We start from the raw sequence: 15,548 nt of genomic DNA, 5'->3' as shown, positions 1-15,548 counted from the left end.
TTTGTTGGCCTGTTTACCCATCAGTAAGGAAATACCATGTCAGCCATTACTCAAGACATCCAAGCTATCGCTGCGCTTAAAGAGGCGGCAGGCAGCCCATGGGATGCTATTAACCCAGAATCTGTAGCTCGCATGCGCGCTCAAAACAAATTTAAAACAGGTCTTGATATTGCCAAGTACACAGCTGGCGTTATGCGCGCTGATATGGCGGCGTTCGATAAAGACAAGACTAAGTACACCCAGTCTTTAGGTTGCTGGCATGGTTTTATCGGCCAACAAAAAATGATTTCTATCAAGAAGCATTTTAACGGCCAAACTGACCGCCGTTATTTATACCTTTCAGGCTGGATGGTTGCTGCGCTACGCTCTGAGTTTGGCCCTCTTCCTGACCAATCTATGCATGAGAAAACGACTGTCGCTAATTTGGTTGAAGAGTTATACACCTTCTTACGTCAAGCGGATGCCCGTGAACTCGGTGGTTTGTTCCGTGAATTAGACGCGGCGCGTGAAGCGGGCGATAAAGCTGCTGAAACGTCTATCCAAGATCAAATTGATAACCACGTGACCCATGTTGTGCCTATTATTGCCGACATCGATGCCGGATTTGGTAACGCTGAAGCGACTTACCTGATGGCTAAGCAAATGATTGAAGCCGGTGCTTGTTGTTTACAAATTGAAAACCAAGTGGCTGATGAGAAGCAGTGTGGCCACCAAGACGGTAAAGTAACGGTTCCTCACGTAGACTTTCACGCTAAATTGCGCGCGTTGCGTTATGCCTTCCTTGAGTGTGGTGTTGATGACGGTGTTATCGTTGCCCGTACCGATTCTGAAGGTGCCGGTCTAACTAAAGAAATTGCGGTAGTTAAAGAGCCTGGCGATCAAGGTGATCAATACAACGCTTTCTTAGATGTTGAAGAAATCGACGTAGCTGACATGGCTGAAGGCGATGTATGCTTCAACCGTAATGGCAAATTAGTTCGTCCTAAGCGTCTACCTTCTGGTTTATACCAATTCCGTCAAGGAACAGGTGAAGAGCGTTGCGTATTTGACAGCATCGAGGCGATCAAAGCGGGTGCCGATCTATTATGGATAGAAACGGCAACGCCTAGCGTTCAAGATATCACTGATATGATGAACGAAGTGCGTAAAGAAATTCCTGATGCGAAGCTGGTTTACAACAATTCACCTTCTTTCAACTGGACATTAAACTTCCGTCAGCAGGCTTATGATGCGATGGTTGCAGCGGGTGAGGACGTATCTGCTTATGATCGTGCTAACTTGATGAGTGTTGAGTATGACGAATCTGAGCTGTGTGCGCGCGCTGACGAGAAGATCCGTACTTTCCAGTCTGACACGGCTCGTGAAGCTAACATCTTCCATCACTTAATCACTTTGCCTACTTATCACACCGCAGCATTGTCTACTGACAACTTAGCGAAAGAATACTTCGGTGAAGCGGGTATGCTGGGTTATGTTGCTGGCGTACAGCGTAAAGAAATTCGCCAAGGTATTGCCTGTGTTAAACACCAAAACATGTCAGGTTCTGATATGGGTGATGATCACAAAGAATACTTTGCGGGTGAAAATGCCCTGAAAGCCGGTGGCGAAAAGAACACTTCTAACCAGTTCGGTTAAGGGTTTTGGTGTCTTTAGCGGCTAGTTTCTAGTCGCTGGAAAAGAAAGGTGGCCCTTGGGTCGCCTTTTTTGTTTCTGTTAGAATGTGCTGATGGGGTCAGGCTCGAAAGTTCTGATCCCCTTATCTCCTTTATTTGGAATGTGTTGATGCCTATCCCTGAATACCTACAAGATTCCCAAGTCCTATTAAGCAAAGAAGGTTTTGCCGTTACTAATACCTGGTATCACGGTACGTCTTCGGCATTGGCCGATGCTATTTTAAGTGATGGCCTTAATCGCTCGGGTGATAAGGCCAGTAAGCAGGCGGCTAAGCAAACCATGGATACTATTGGCAACAAATACACCGAATCCATAGAGCCGGTATTTTTAACGCAGAGCAAAGCCCTGGCGTATTACTGGGCTGAGCAAGCGGTTCGCAATCGTTCAGTGCGCTTTGCCGGTGCGGAAACACCCGTAGTGTTGGCAGTAAATTTGCCGGTAGATTTGGCTGGGTCCGTGAAAACGGATGTAGGTGCAGCCAGCTTGCTGTTAACACCCGAGGGTGAGAGGTATGTAGCTTTTGTTGCTGCACTTTATGAGGCTGCAGGTTTGTCAGCGCCCGATATAGATTTGATGAATGCAAATCGTATGGAGTATTTAAATAAGCTGGGCATGGCTTATTGCAATAAAGATATAGTCGCCGATTATGTCACTCTGCTTAGTGCTTAATCACTATCGGCTTTAAATAAGCACCAGCTAGTGAGTGAGCTTATGGTTTGTGTGCTTATTATCTTATATCCCACGCGTTGATAAACCGGTAGGTTGAGGCTGGATTCGGTATTGAGGCATACGCCGCTAGCGTTAGGGTGTTGCAGGGAGAGCTGTTGCAGTGCCTGTAATAAGATTTTTGCGTAACCCTTGCCCTCATGTTGTGGTAGGCAGCCCAGTGAATCTATAAAAAAATGTGGCGTGCTGGGGTGGGCGGCATCGGCGCGGCTTTCGTAATAGTCTATGCGTTGTTGTGTATGTGGGCTGAGTTGTTGGCAAAACTGCTGTAGTGCCTTATCGCTGCCTGCCACTACATCGGCGGAGCTGGAGTGATAAGCTATGGTGGCAGCAACCCATTGCCCTTCAGTGTATATGCCTAGCCTAGGCCAGTTATTAGCTAGGCTCATGCTTAACAGTGCGTGGAAATATCCCTGCACATGCTGCTGATAATAGTGGTCGGAATCGCTAAATAGATAGCGCATAACCTCATAGTCGCGAAAGGCGCTAGCAAGTACTAGGCTAATCTCGGCGAGGTCATGTTGCTGGTATTGCTTGAGCTTGGCCATAGGGCATCCAAAGCGGTAATAGTGAATGAACTAGGTTAACGATAGTAGTTTTGTTAGTCTCTAACACTTTAGGGTGTGTGGTGTATTGGCCATTAATAAACACATTAATAAGCACATTAATAAGAGTATCGATAAGAGAGCTGTGATGAAAATTTCTACCCCTGATTTATGTGATGAGTACGGCGATGCCGTGCAAGTTGTAGCGCCTGTATTTAACCATTACGGCCCTATTCGCCGCTTTGGCGGTGAAGTAGTAACGGTTAAGTGTTTTGAGGACAACTCAAAAGTTGCCGAGCTAGTTGCCACTGAAGGTAAAGGTAGAGTGTTGGTAGTAGACGGCGGCGCTTCGCCTAGGCGTTCGTTGCTGGGTGATATGCTGGTGGCCAAGGCAGTAAAAAATAACTGGGCAGGCATAGTGATATACGGCTATATCCGTGACATAGAAGATATTGCAGAGATGGACATGGGGGTGATGGCGTTAGGCACAATCCCCAGAAAAACCGAAAAGCGCGGCGAAGGCCAAATCAACATCCCCTTGCAGTTTGCCGGCGTAACCGTAAACCCCGGCGATTACCTCTATGCCGACGGCACCGGCATTATTATTGCTAAAGAGTCGCTAGTGGCTAGTTCCTAGTCGCTAGAAAAGCCGCTAGAAAAAGCTAGAGACTGTCGACTAACAACTAGAGACTAAAAATATGGGTATGACCCGCTCACTACGCTTAGCCAAAGCCATCTTAAATGGCTTTGATTCCTTTTTTGGTGATTTTCAAAATGTCACTTTAGGTGCCCAGGCCCGTTTTGAAAAAGCGGATTGGAATTTAGTACAAGCAGAGATGAGTAATCGGCTGTCCATGTATAAAAAGAAGGTGGCCGAGGTGGCGGCGGTGGCTGAAACTGTGGCGGGCGATTTGCTAGGCGACCCAGAGGTGTGGGAGCACGCTAAGCTTGATTATGCGGATATCGTTGAAACCCACAGCAATTACGAAATAGCGCAGACCTTTTTTAATTCGGTCTATTGTTTTATTTTTAAGCATAGAAAAATTCGCGATAAATTCTCCTTTGTTTTCGATGGCGACGATATGGATATTGATATCGCCCCCAGCAAAATTTTTGATCGTTATAAAATCACCGAAGTAAGTCCGTTTGTGCGTAGCGTGTTAGCGAGCACTGATTTCAATGTGCCCTTTGAGGATTTTGAGCGTGATGTGCAGCGTGTGGCGGAGATTTTAGAAGCCCTGCTAGGCGAGCGTTTACTGCAGGGTGAGGTCTTTAGGGCGGAAATATTGGAGTCTCTGTTTTATCGCAATAAGGCGGCCTACCTAGTGGGGCGTATCATCGATGGCGAAGATAGTATCCCCTTTGTGTTGCCTTTTATGAATAATGAGTGCGGCGGTGTTTATGTAGATACCGTGCTTAACGAAGCTGATGATGTCAGTATTCTATTCAGTTTCACCCGTAGCTATTTTATGGTGGATGCCTCTGTGCCTTCACAGTTTGTGGCTTTTTTGAAAAAACTGATGCCGCAAAAAGAAGTGTTTGAACTGTACAGCGCCCTGGGTTTTGCTAGGCATGCTAAAACCGTGTTCTTTCGGCGAGCGGTATGGGAGACCATGCACTCCGATGATGAATATGTCACCGCGCCGGGTATTAAAGGCATGGTGATGCTGGTGTTTACCCGTCCGGGTTTCGATTACGTCTATAAGGTAATTAAGGATAGATTTACCCCGCCTAAAGATATGACTAGGGCGCAGGTGGAGGAAAAATACGTATTGGTTAAACGCTGGGATAGAGCGGGCCGTATGGCCGATACCCAAGAGTTTAAAAACCTGGTATTTGATAGGCGGCGCTTTTCCGATGAGCTTATGGAGGAGTTGGTGCGTGAGGTGCCCTCGTTAATAGAAGAGCTGGGCAATGTGCTGATACTTAAACATGTGTACGTAGAGCGCAAAATGGTGCCCTTAAACCTCTACCTTAAAGATGCGAGTGATCAGCAAGTAGAAAGCGTGATGGATGAATATGGCAATGCCATTAAGCAGCTGGCGGCAGTAAATATATTCCCCGGCGATATGTTGCTAAAGAACTTTGGGGTGACCCGCCATGGTCGGGTGGTATTTTACGACTACGATGAAATCTGCCCTTTAGTGGACTGTAATTTCCGCAAAATACCCCAGCCGCAAACCGAAGAGCAGGAAATGGCTAGTGGCCCTTGGTATAACGTGGCCCCTAATGACGTGTTCCCCGAGGAGTTTCGGCTGTTCTTTTCTGGTAATCAGCGAGCCAGAGAGGTATTTGATCGCTTACACAGCGATATCTATCAAGCAGAGTTTTGGCAGCGCCTGCAGCGGCAGATACGCAATGGCCAAGTGAAGAGCGTATTCCCTTATAGACGCAAGTATAGCTTTAAGCGGCCGCTCAAAGCCGAGCTGGCCGCAGCTAAACTTGCTGAAATTAAGCCCTAGCTCGCTGGACAATAGCTCAACTTTTGCGTAGAATCGCCCGCCAAGTTAGACCAGTGGTCAACGGCGTAAAACCCCCCTTAATTTATCAGTATGGGCCTTTCAATGGGTACTAAGATAAGCGCACGGGTAAAGCATTCGTAAAAGCGAGATGAGGTAAACTTCATCTCGCTTTTTTACAGTCTGCGGCATGGGTTTCATACTCAAGGTATGACGGCGCCTAACACCACTGCTATCTCCCGCACTCGTTTTTTGCCCTATATATTGGAGGTTTGCTTGACGGTACCAGCCATACTCGCCCTAGAAGACGGAAGTATTTTTCGGGGTTTAGCCATCGGTGCCGAGGGGCACTCCGTCGGTGAGGTTGTATTTAATACAGCCATGACCGGATATCAGGAAATATTGACTGACCCTTCCTACGCTAAGCAAATTATTACGCTTACCTATCCACATATAGGTAACACGGGCACTACAGACGAAGATGAAGAATCATCTGAGATCTGGTCAGCAGGCCTAGTGATACGCGATCTACCTTTGTTAGCCAGCAGCTTTCGCAACCAGCAAAGCCTGCAAGACTACCTCAAAGCCAAGAACATCATAGGCATAGCCGATATAGACACCCGTAGGCTAACCCGTATTTTGCGCGACAAAGGCGCCCAAAACGGCTGTATTATGGCCGGTGTCGATATAGACGAAGCTAAGGCGCTAGAGCTAGCCAAGGGCTTTGCCGGTTTAAAAGGCATGGACTTAGCGAAAGTGGTTAGCACTAAAGCCGCCTACAACTGGCAGCAGGGCAGCTGGACTTTACCCTCTGATCAACTGACCGGTGACAGCTATAAAGACTACAGCGATGCCGAGTGCAAGTTTCATGTAGTGGCTTACGACTTTGGCGTTAAGCGCAATATTTTACGCATGCTGGCCGATCGTGGTTGCAAGCTAACCGTAGTACCTGCTGAAACGCCAGCTAGCGAAGTGCTGGCTATGCAGCCCGATGGCATATTCCTCTCTAATGGCCCTGGCGACCCAGAGCCTTGTACCTATGCTATAGCGGCGATTAAAACCTTTTTAGAAACCGACATCCCCATCTTCGGTATCTGCTTGGGTCACCAGTTGTTGGCCTTGGCCAGCGGCGCAAAAACCTTAAAAATGAAGTTTGGCCACCACGGAGCTAACCACCCGGTACAAAACTTGGAAGATGGCACGGTGTTAATTACCAGCCAAAACCACGGCTTTGCCGCCGATGAGGCCACGCTGCCAGCCAATATGCGAGTGACCCACAAGTCCTTATTTGACGGCTCTTTGCAGGGTATACACCGCACCGACAAGCCGGCCTTTAGCTTTCAGGGTCACCCTGAGGCTAGCCCCGGCCCCCATGAGGCGGCCAACTTATTCGATCACTTTATTGAGTTGATGGAAGCGCACAAGGCTTAACGGTATGCCACTCTCTATAGGGTGGCATATTGGTATATTGCGCAACGATATTGCAACACGATATTGATGAAAAATTTGAACACATTTAAACGCTAGGTTAAGAGATCGATGCCAAAAAGAACTGACATAGAAAGCATATTAATACTGGGCGCTGGCCCAATCGTTATTGGCCAGGCCTGTGAGTTTGACTACTCGGGTGCGCAAGCGTGTAAGGCGCTACGCGAAGAGGGTTACCGCGTTATTTTGGTGAACTCAAACCCCGCCACTATTATGACCGATCCGGCTATGGCCGATGCCACCTACATAGAGCCGGTAGAATGGCGCACGGTAGAAAAAATCATAGAGAAAGAGCGTCCCGACGTTATCCTGCCTACCATGGGCGGCCAAACCGCACTGAACTGTGCGCTGGATTTGGCTAGAGAGGGTGTGCTGGAAAAATACAATGTTGAGTTAATCGGTGCGACTAAAGAATCCATCGATATGGCGGAAGATCGCGACCTGTTTGATAAGGCGATGAAGCGCATAGGTTTAGAAACGCCGCGCTCGGGCATAGCCCATAATATGACAGAAGCGTTGGCGGTGTTAGAAGAGCTGGGCTTCCCCTCTATTATTCGCCCCTCCTTTACTATGGGCGGCAGCGGCGGCGGTATCGCCTACAACCGTGAAGAATTTGTGGAAATTTGTGAGCGCGGCTTGGACTTGTCGCCCACCAATGAGTTGCTTATCGACCAGTCTTTAATCGGTTGGAAAGAATACGAAATGGAAGTGGTGCGCGATAAAAACGACAACTGCATTATCGTCTGCGCTATAGAAAACTTTGACCCCATGGGTGTGCATACCGGTGACTCTATTACCGTAGCGCCCGCGCAAACCCTTACCGATAAAGAATACCAAATCATGCGTAACGCCTCTATGGCGGTACTGCGTGAGATAGGCGTAGAAACTGGCGGCTCTAACGTACAGTTTGGTCAGTGCCCCGATACCGGTCGCTTGGTGATTATAGAGATGAACCCACGGGTATCGCGTTCATCGGCTTTGGCTTCTAAAGCTACCGGCTTCCCCATTGCCAGGGTAGCGGCCAAGTTGGCGGTAGGTTACACCTTAGATGAGTTGCAAAACGACATCACCGGTGGCGCGACGCCGGCTTCTTTTGAGCCGGCTATAGATTACGTGGTTACCAAGATCCCTCGCTTTACCTTTGAAAAATTCCCCGCCGCCGATGATCGCCTGCACACGCAGATGAAATCAGTGGGTGAGGTGATGGCCATAGGTCGCACTTTCCAAGAGTCTATACAAAAAGCATTACGTGGCTTAGAAGTGGGTTCGTCGGGCTTTGAACATCAAATTGATGTTGATAGGCCTGATGCCAAAAATAAAATCATCCGCGAGTTACGCACCCCGGGAGCCGAGCGCATCTGGTATGTGGCCGATGCCTTCCGTTATGGCATGAGCGTCGATGAAGTGTTTGATTACTGCTCTATAGATCGTTGGTTCTTGGTGCAAATTGAAGACTTGGTGAATTCTGAAAATGCGCTGAAGGCTGTCAATCTCGATGATATGACGGCCGATGAAATGTACCGCCTTAAGCGCAAAGGCTTTTCCGATAAGCGCTTGTCAGTATTGTTAAACGAACAAGAGTCGGCGGTTAGAGCACACCGTAAAGCCTTAAAGATTAATCCTGTCTACAAGCGCGTTGATACCTGTGCGGCTGAGTTCTCTACCAGCACGGCTTATATGTACTCTACCTATGAGGAAGAGTGTGAGGCCGATGTTAGCGACAGAGATAAAATCCTAATCTTAGGCGGTGGCCCCAACCGTATAGGCCAAGGTATAGAGTTTGATTACTGCTGTGTACACGCCGCCTTGGCAATGCGTGAAGACGGTTACGAAACCATTATGGTGAACTGTAACCCCGAAACGGTTTCTACCGATTACGACATCTCTGATCGCCTGTACTTTGAACCGGTGACTTTGGAAGACGTGTTAGAAATCGTAGAAAAAGAAAAGCCCAAAGGCGTCATCGTGCAGTTTGGTGGCCAAACGCCACTGAAATTAGCCCGCGATTTAGAAGCGGCGGGTGTGCCGATTATTGGTACCACGCCTGATGCTATAGACCGCGCCGAAGATCGCGAACGCTTCCAGCAAATGATACAAAAACTGGGCTTAAAGCAGCCGCCTAATATCACGGTGCGCTCTACCGAGGCGGCGGTAGAAGCTGCGGCTAATATTGGTTACCCCTTGGTGGTACGCCCCTCTTATGTATTGGGTGGCCGCGCCATGGAAATCGTCTACAACGAAGACGAGTTGATGCGCTATATGACCAATGCGGTGCAGGTGTCTAATGAGTCGCCGGTATTGTTGGATCACTTCCTAAACGCCGCCGTAGAAATGGATGTGGATGCGGTGAGTGACGGTAAAGATGTTGTCATCGGCGCTATCATGCAGCATATAGAGCAGGCCGGTGTGCACTCGGGTGACTCCGCTTGTTCCTTGCCGCCTTACTCTTTAAGCAAAGAAAGTCAAGACAAAATGCGCGACATGGTTAAAGCCATGGCCCTAGAGTTAGGCGTGTGCGGTTTAATGAATGTGCAGTTGGCTGAGCAAGATGGTGAGATCTACGTGATAGAGGTCAACCCTCGTGCTTCTCGTACCGTGCCGTTTGTGTCTAAGTGCATAGGTGTATCGCTGGCTAAAATTGCTGCGCGCTGTATGGCGGGCACTAGCTTGGCGGATCAGGGCTTTACCAAAGAAATTATACCCAGCTATTACTGTGTTAAAGAGGCGGTATTCCCCTTTAATAAGTTCCAGGGTGTAGACCCCATCTTAGGCCCAGAAATGAAATCCACCGGTGAGGTGATGGGTTTGGGAGTGAGCTTCCCTGAAGCTTTCCGCAAAGCCGTACTGGGCGGTGGTAGTGTGATTCCTACTTCCGGCAAAGCTTTTTTAAGCGTGCGGGAGGCCGACAAAGAAGGCATAGTCGGTGTCGCCAGATCTTTGGTGGATGCGGGCTTTACTTTGGTCGCGACTAGAGGCACTGCCAAAGTCATTAAAGCGGCAGGCATAGAAACAGATGTGGTTAACAAGGTGAATGAGGGTAGGCCTCATGCGGTAGATATGGTTAAAAACGGTGATATAGATCTCATTATTAACACGACTGAGGGTAGACAGGCTATTGCCGATTCTGCTTCAATTCGCCGCTCGGCTTTACAATATAAAGTGTATTACACTACCACCTTGGCGGGTGGTGAGGCTATCTGCGAGTCCTTTAAAGTGGATGATGAAATAGTGGTGCGCCGCTTACAAGATGTTCATCAAGGTTTGATATAACAAGTTTTGAACTATAGGTTTGAATTATAAGGTTTGGTTAAAAATATGCGTTTAACACCCATGACAGTGGCCGGTGAAAAGGCCTTGCGAGACGAATTAAGTCGTCTGAAAACGGAAGATAGACCACGTATTATTCAGTCTATTGCTATCGCCCGCGAGCACGGCGACCTGAAGGAAAATGCTGAGTACCATGCTGCCCGTGAGCAGCAGGGCTTTTGCGAGGGACGTATACAGGAAATAGAAGGTAAGTTAGGCGAATCACAGATTATTGATGTGACTAGTATCGCTTACACCGGCAAAGTTATTTTTGGCGTGACAGTGACTATTATCAACATAGAAACTGACGAGACCGTAAAATATCAAATAGTGGGTGAAGATGAAGCCAGTGTGAAGCTAGGTAAAATCTCTATTACTTCCCCTATAGCCAGAGGCTTAATTGGTAAGTCTGAAGGTGATGACGTCATCATTCGTACGCCGGGTGGCGATGTGGAATACGAAATTGGTTTAGTCGAGCATATTTAAAACGAGAACCATTGTTAAAAAAGAGGCGAAAGCCTCTTTTTTTTGTCTATAACTTTGTTGCCTATAAAAAACGCCTGAATTATTAAAAAAGCTAATTAGCTGTAGGTTTGTTAGCAGCCACTAAACGAAAAATAGTTATAAAAGCCTAATTTTATCCCAAAAATGGTAATAGTTGGCGTTAATAATTGTTTTAAAAATCCCAAATATTGCTATGTTTCACTTATGTTTTTTCTCTGCGTTACCTATAGAGGTGACTGATGTTTAGGAATAGCTGAGGTTGTGGTTGTTATGGTATATGCGTTGTCGTGGTCTAAAGATGTACTGAGTGTGACGTTGTCGGGGGTGATTAATGCCGACACGTTGATGGCTATGGTGGATGAGGTTGCCAGAGATTATCGATTCGATGATTTACGTAAACGTATTTACGACTGTGTGGCGGTGACCTATTTTGATTTAAGCTTGCATGACTTAAAAACTTTTGTGCATATTGATAGCGCCGCTTTTATTAGCAACCCTAATGCGCACATTGCGATAGTGACAGACGACCAGTCGGTGAGAAAAAGTATAGCGCTTTATTTGCAGCGCTTTGGGCAGACGTCCTGGCAGCTTAAGGTGTTTGACACGCTGGCAGATGCGATGGCCTGGGAGGTTGGCGGCAAGCCAGATGACAGGGTTAGGGTGGCTGAGCCAACGCCCAAACCTGCCGGCTGAGCGTCGCTGTTTATGAACGCTGCCTACTTTAGGTGGCGCGTAATAAATTAGATAGCTTAGGGTTGGGTTTGGGGTTGGCGCGATAAATTAACACCATTTTCCCTATGGCCTGCACCAGTAAAGCCCGATGTTTGTCGCAAAGCTCTTGAGCTAATAGTTTGCGTATGGCCGGGTCATTCACGTTAAGCTTAACTTTAATTAACTCGTGGTCGTTAAGCGCGCGCTCCAATTCTTTGTCTACCCCTTCAGTTACGCCTTTGTCGGCAATCATTACTACAGGCTTTAAGTTGTGGCCTAGGGTGCGGTATTGTTTTTTCTGACTAGATGTTAATGGCATAATGTGCGGCTTTTTGATGCTGTCTGTTGGGCTGGGGTTTATGGGATAATGGACCGCTTTAATAAGGGGACCTAAATCCGGTGCTGTATTGTATAGAAAAGCATGGGTTGGCGATAGAAGTAGATGGCGGTATTGGTTGGCGGCAATGTGGTTGCCAGCCTCTATCTGCAACAAATAGGTATGGGCTCTAATGGCAAAAAAAGGCAGTAGTAGTAAGGGGTGGCTAAGAGAGCATTTTGACGATGAGTACGTTATGCGGGCCAAGCGCGAGGGTTATCGTTCTAGAGCCTGTTACAAGCTGTTAGAGATACAAGAGAAAGATAAGCTGATACTGCCAGGCATGACGGTAGTGGACTTAGGTTCCGCGCCAGGCGGTTGGTCACAGGTGGCTGCTGAGCTGGTGGGGCATAAGGGTAGGGTCATAGCCTCAGATATTTTACCTATGGATGGCTTGGCGGGGGTGGACTTTATTCAGGGGGATTTTACCGAAGAATCCGTGTTTGATGAGATCATGGCACTGATAGCTGATTCGCCGGTAGACCTTGTAATTTCCGATATGGCCCCCAATATGAGTGGTATGAGCGATATTGATCAGCCACGCTCCATGTATTTGGTGGAGTTGGCGATAGATATGGCCAGGCAGGTGTTAAAGCCTAAGGGCGTGTTTTTGGCTAAGGTGTTTCAGGGGGAGGGCTTTGAGCCCTTAATGGCCGAGTTAAAGGCCAGCTTCCAAACCGTCATTACCCGTAAGCCCGCTGCGTCCCGCGCACGCTCTCGGGAGGTGTATTTGTTGGGGCGAGGATTTAAATCGTAGTTTCCGTGTCTTAGTCTCCTGTGGCCAGAGTTGGTGCGAACAGCCGGCGTTGCCAATGGAGCCTTGGGCTAATGTGTAGTAAAGTGGCAGCATTGTTGTAATGAGCACAGGCTTGTAGGCCTAGGCGCTCTATAGAGGATAGACTTTTGAACGATATGGTAAAAAATTTATTGCTGTGGTTGGTGATTGCTACGGTTTTGTTGTCGATTTTTAATAACTTCAACGTGCGTCCCACTGCAGAGATTTTGGATTACTCGCAGTTTATCCAAGAGGTTCAAAACGATAGGGTGCGGCGCGTAGTGATAGAAGGCCAAACCATACGTGGTCAGCGCTCAGATGGCAGCAGCTTTGAAAGCGTTAGGCCCTTAATAGAAGATCCTGGTTTAATGACCGATCTCTATGATCACCGGGTTGAAGTTGAAGGCCGCAAGCCCGAACAGCAAAGCATCTGGATGCAGTTACTAGTCGCCAGTTTTCCCATTTTGGTAATTATTGCCGTATTTATGTTCTTTATGCGCCAAATGCAAGGCGGTGGTGGCGGCAAAGGCGGCCCCATGTCCTTTGGTAAGAGCAAGGCGCGCCTATTAGGTGAAGACCAAATCAAAACCACCTTTGCCGATGTGGCGGGTGTTGATGAAGCCAAAGAAGATGTTAAAGAGCTGGTGGATTTCTTAAGCGACCCCGGCAAATTCCAAAAATTGGGTGGCCGTATCCCCCGTGGTGTGTTGATGGTAGGTCAGCCCGGTACCGGTAAGACCCTATTGGCTAAAGCCATAGCCGGCGAGGCGAAAGTGCCTTTCTTTACTATCTCAGGCTCTGATTTCGTAGAAATGTTTGTTGGTGTGGGTGCCTCTCGTGTGCGCGACATGTTTGAGCAGGCGAAAAAACAAGCGCCCTGTATTATTTTCATCGATGAAATCGATGCTGTGGGTAGGCATCGTGGTTCTGGTATGGGCGGTGGCCACGACGAGCGTGAGCAAACCCTAAACCAGTTATTGGTAGAAATGGACGGTTTTGATGTCAACGATGGTGTAATTGTTATCGCCGCGACTAACCGTCCCGATGTATTAGATCCCGCGCTATTGCGCCCCGGTCGCTTTGACCGCCAGGTAGTGGTGGGCTTGCCCGATATACGTGGCCGCGAACAAATCTTAAAAGTACATATGCGCAAAGTGCCTTTATCTGACAAGATCGATGCGTCGGTTATTGCGCGCGGTACCCCAGGTTTCTCTGGTGCTGATCTGGCCAACTTGGTGAATGAGGCGGCGCTGTTTGCGGCGCGCACCGGTGAGCGCGTGGTGGGTATGGAGCAGTTTGAGATGGCCAAAGATAAAATCATGATGGGCGCCGAGCGCAAATCTATGGTGATGTCTGATAAAGAGAAGCTCAATACCGCTTATCACGAAGCCGGCCACGCTATAGTGGGTCGTTTAGTCGCTGAACATGACCCTGTCTATAAAGTGTCTATTATTCCTCGTGGCCGCGCCTTGGGCGTGACCATGTTCCTGCCTAAAGAGGATCGTTATAGCCTGAGTCGCCGTCATATCATAGGCCAGATTTGTTCCTTATTTGGCGGTCGTATTGCCGAGGAAATGACACTGGGTAAAGATGGTGTTACTACCGGCGCTTCTAATGATATAGAGCGCGCCACCAGCATAGCCCGCAACATGGTGACCAAGTGGGGTTTGTCTGACAAGCTGGGTCCGCTGATGTATGAAGACGCACAAGACGAGGTGTACTTAGGTAAGCCGGGTGGTTCTTCGTCCCATGTGTCAGGTAATACCCGCAATGAAATCGATACCGAGGTGCGTCGCATCATTGATGATTGTTATGCTCAGGCCGAACAGATTCTAGCTGGAAACCGCGATAAGCTGGATTTAATGGCTGAAGCTTTGATGCAGTATGAAACCATAGACGCGGGTCAGATTGATATCATTATGGAAGGGCGCAAGCCTGGTCCGCCAGCGGACTGGAATGATGATGACACTAAAGGTGATGCCGGCAAGGCCGCGGAGCCTGAGAGTGAAGACCAAGCGCAGGCCGACAAACCCGTTGGCGGCCCTGCCAGCGATCATTAATTGTTTCCTATCGTATGTCTACAGCAGTGACTACAGCTAATAACCGCCGCAATTTCTCCATGGATTGCGGCGGTCGTGTTTTAGATTTATCGCAACCGCAGGTCATGGCGGTGTTGAATGTTACTCCTGATTCCTTCTCCGATGGCGGCAGCCTCACCACTGCTGGCCTAGTTAATCAGCAAAAGGTTTTGCAGCGAGTGGAGCGCATATTGGCTGAGGGTGCTGCCATTATTGATGTAGGTGGCGAGTCCACTAGGCCGGGTGCGAAGGCGGTACCCCTAGCGGAAGAGATGGATAGAGTGCTGCCGGTGGTTGAGGCCATCAATGCGCGTTTTGATGCGGTGATTTCGGTAGATACTAGCAGTCCAGAGTTGATGCTGGCCGCGGCTCGTTGCGGTGCCGGTTTGCTCAATGATGTGCGTGCCCTAGAGCGCCCCGGCGCGCTAGCAGCGGCGGCGCAAACAGGTTTGCCCGTATGCCTAATGCATATGCAGGGCAGCCCGGCTATGATGCAGCATAATCCCAACTACCAAAACGTCGTCAGTGAAGTAGCCAAGTATTTAACCGCTAGGGCCGAGGCTTGTGTAGCTGCGGGTATAGTGGCCGAACGTATTATTATTGACCCCGGTTTTGGTTTTGGTAAAACGGTTGAGCATAATCTGCAATTACTGAAGGGCTTATCACAACTGCAGGCGATGGGGTTTCCTATCTTGGTGGGCCTATCCCGTAAGTCACTAATAGGCCAAGTATTAGGTCGCGAGGTGGCTGACCGTTTGGCCGGCAGCTTGGCCTTGGCACTGATGTCGCTGATGCATGGCGCGGCCATCGTGCGGGTGCACGATGTGGCAGAAACCGTAGACGCATTAACACTTTTTAATGCTATGCAAAATGCATAGCGGCAGAAAACAACAATAAATAAGGCAG

General features: G+C 48.5%; 13 protein-coding genes. 11 read left to right on the top strand and 2 right to left on the bottom strand.

Features of this window, described 5'->3' with window-relative positions; all coding sequences use genetic code 11:
• The first annotated feature begins 36 nt into the window (after nucleotides 1-36).
• Together B067_RS0114345 and B067_RS0114340 are read left to right on the top strand one after the other, a co-directional pair.
• On the top strand, nucleotides 37-1,635 hold the full coding sequence (locus tag B067_RS0114345) for an isocitrate lyase (protein ID WP_019530778.1): 1,599 nt from the start codon (nucleotides 37-39) through the stop codon (nucleotides 1,633-1,635).
• A 147-nt stretch (nucleotides 1,636-1,782) separates the two neighbouring features.
• Nucleotides 1,783-2,343 (top strand): hypothetical protein, encoded by a 561-nt coding sequence (locus tag B067_RS0114340; protein WP_019530777.1) that lies wholly within the window; start codon nucleotides 1,783-1,785, stop codon nucleotides 2,341-2,343.
• Here B067_RS0114340 and B067_RS0114335 read toward each other — a convergent pair.
• A complete protein-coding gene (locus B067_RS0114335; RefSeq protein ID WP_019530776.1) occupies nucleotides 2,340-2,948 on the bottom strand; it encodes a GNAT family N-acetyltransferase in 609 nt (202 codons plus the stop codon). The two genes, B067_RS0114340 and B067_RS0114335, sit on opposite strands and share 4 nt — an antisense overlap.
• A gap of 145 nt (nucleotides 2,949-3,093) precedes the next feature.
• On the opposite strand from B067_RS0114335, the gene rraA reads away from it, so the two are divergent.
• The 6 genes from rraA to B067_RS0114305 all read left to right on the top strand — a co-directional run bounded on the left by rraA (nucleotide 3,094) and on the right by B067_RS0114305 (nucleotide 11,395).
• A complete protein-coding gene (rraA, locus tag B067_RS0114330; RefSeq protein ID WP_019530775.1) occupies nucleotides 3,094-3,582 on the top strand; it encodes a ribonuclease E activity regulator RraA in 489 nt (162 codons plus the stop codon).
• A 61-nt stretch (nucleotides 3,583-3,643) separates the two neighbouring features.
• A complete protein-coding gene (gene aceK / locus B067_RS0114325; RefSeq protein ID WP_019530774.1) occupies nucleotides 3,644-5,407 on the top strand; it encodes a bifunctional isocitrate dehydrogenase kinase/phosphatase in 1,764 nt (587 codons plus the stop codon).
• A 273-nt stretch (nucleotides 5,408-5,680) separates the two neighbouring features.
• Nucleotides 5,681-6,835 (top strand): glutamine-hydrolyzing carbamoyl-phosphate synthase small subunit, encoded by a 1,155-nt coding sequence (carA, locus tag B067_RS0114320; RefSeq protein WP_026244676.1) that lies wholly within the window; start codon nucleotides 5,681-5,683, stop codon nucleotides 6,833-6,835.
• 108 nt (nucleotides 6,836-6,943) lie between these two features.
• Nucleotides 6,944-10,162: a carbamoyl-phosphate synthase large subunit gene (gene carB / locus B067_RS0114315; RefSeq protein ID WP_019530772.1), complete on the top strand. Its 3,219-nt coding sequence runs from the start codon at nucleotides 6,944-6,946 to the stop codon at nucleotides 10,160-10,162.
• A gap of 45 nt (nucleotides 10,163-10,207) precedes the next feature.
• Nucleotides 10,208-10,684 carry a transcription elongation factor GreA gene (greA, locus tag B067_RS0114310; RefSeq protein ID WP_026244675.1) on the top strand — a complete coding sequence of 159 codons (477 nt, stop codon included), beginning with the start codon at nucleotides 10,208-10,210 and terminating at the stop codon, nucleotides 10,682-10,684.
• Nucleotides 10,685-10,963: 279 nt separating this feature from the next.
• A complete protein-coding gene (locus B067_RS0114305) occupies nucleotides 10,964-11,395 on the top strand; it encodes a hypothetical protein (protein WP_156820852.1) in 432 nt (143 codons plus the stop codon).
• Nucleotides 11,396-11,423: 28 nt separating this feature from the next.
• Here the strand turns inward: B067_RS0114305 and B067_RS0114300 are convergent, their stop codons facing one another.
• Entirely contained in the window at nucleotides 11,424-11,732 is a 309-nt protein-coding gene (locus B067_RS0114300; protein ID WP_019530769.1) for a YhbY family RNA-binding protein, read from the bottom strand.
• Between the two features lie 190 nt (nucleotides 11,733-11,922).
• On the opposite strand from B067_RS0114300, the gene rlmE reads away from it, so the two are divergent.
• The 3 genes from rlmE to folP all read left to right on the top strand — a co-directional run bounded on the left by rlmE (nucleotide 11,923) and on the right by folP (nucleotide 15,520).
• Entirely contained in the window at nucleotides 11,923-12,546 is a 624-nt protein-coding gene (gene rlmE, locus B067_RS0114290) for a 23S rRNA (uridine(2552)-2'-O)-methyltransferase RlmE (protein ID WP_019530768.1), read from the top strand.
• 155 nt (nucleotides 12,547-12,701) lie between these two features.
• Nucleotides 12,702-14,624 carry an ATP-dependent zinc metalloprotease FtsH gene (gene ftsH / locus B067_RS0114285; protein WP_019530767.1) on the top strand — a complete coding sequence of 641 codons (1,923 nt, stop codon included), beginning with the start codon at nucleotides 12,702-12,704 and terminating at the stop codon, nucleotides 14,622-14,624.
• A 59-nt stretch (nucleotides 14,625-14,683) separates the two neighbouring features.
• Nucleotides 14,684-15,520, top strand: coding sequence for a dihydropteroate synthase (folP, locus tag B067_RS0114280; RefSeq protein WP_019530766.1), 837 nt, complete (start codon nucleotides 14,684-14,686; stop codon nucleotides 15,518-15,520).
• The last annotated feature ends 28 nt before the right edge of the window (nucleotides 15,521-15,548 follow it).

It is taken from the genome of Dasania marina DSM 21967 (genome assembly GCF_000373485.1).
In the GTDB taxonomy this organism is placed as follows: Bacteria; Pseudomonadota; Gammaproteobacteria; order Pseudomonadales; family Dasaniaceae; genus Dasania; species Dasania marina.
This window is presented reverse-complemented; position numbering and strand designations above follow the sequence as displayed.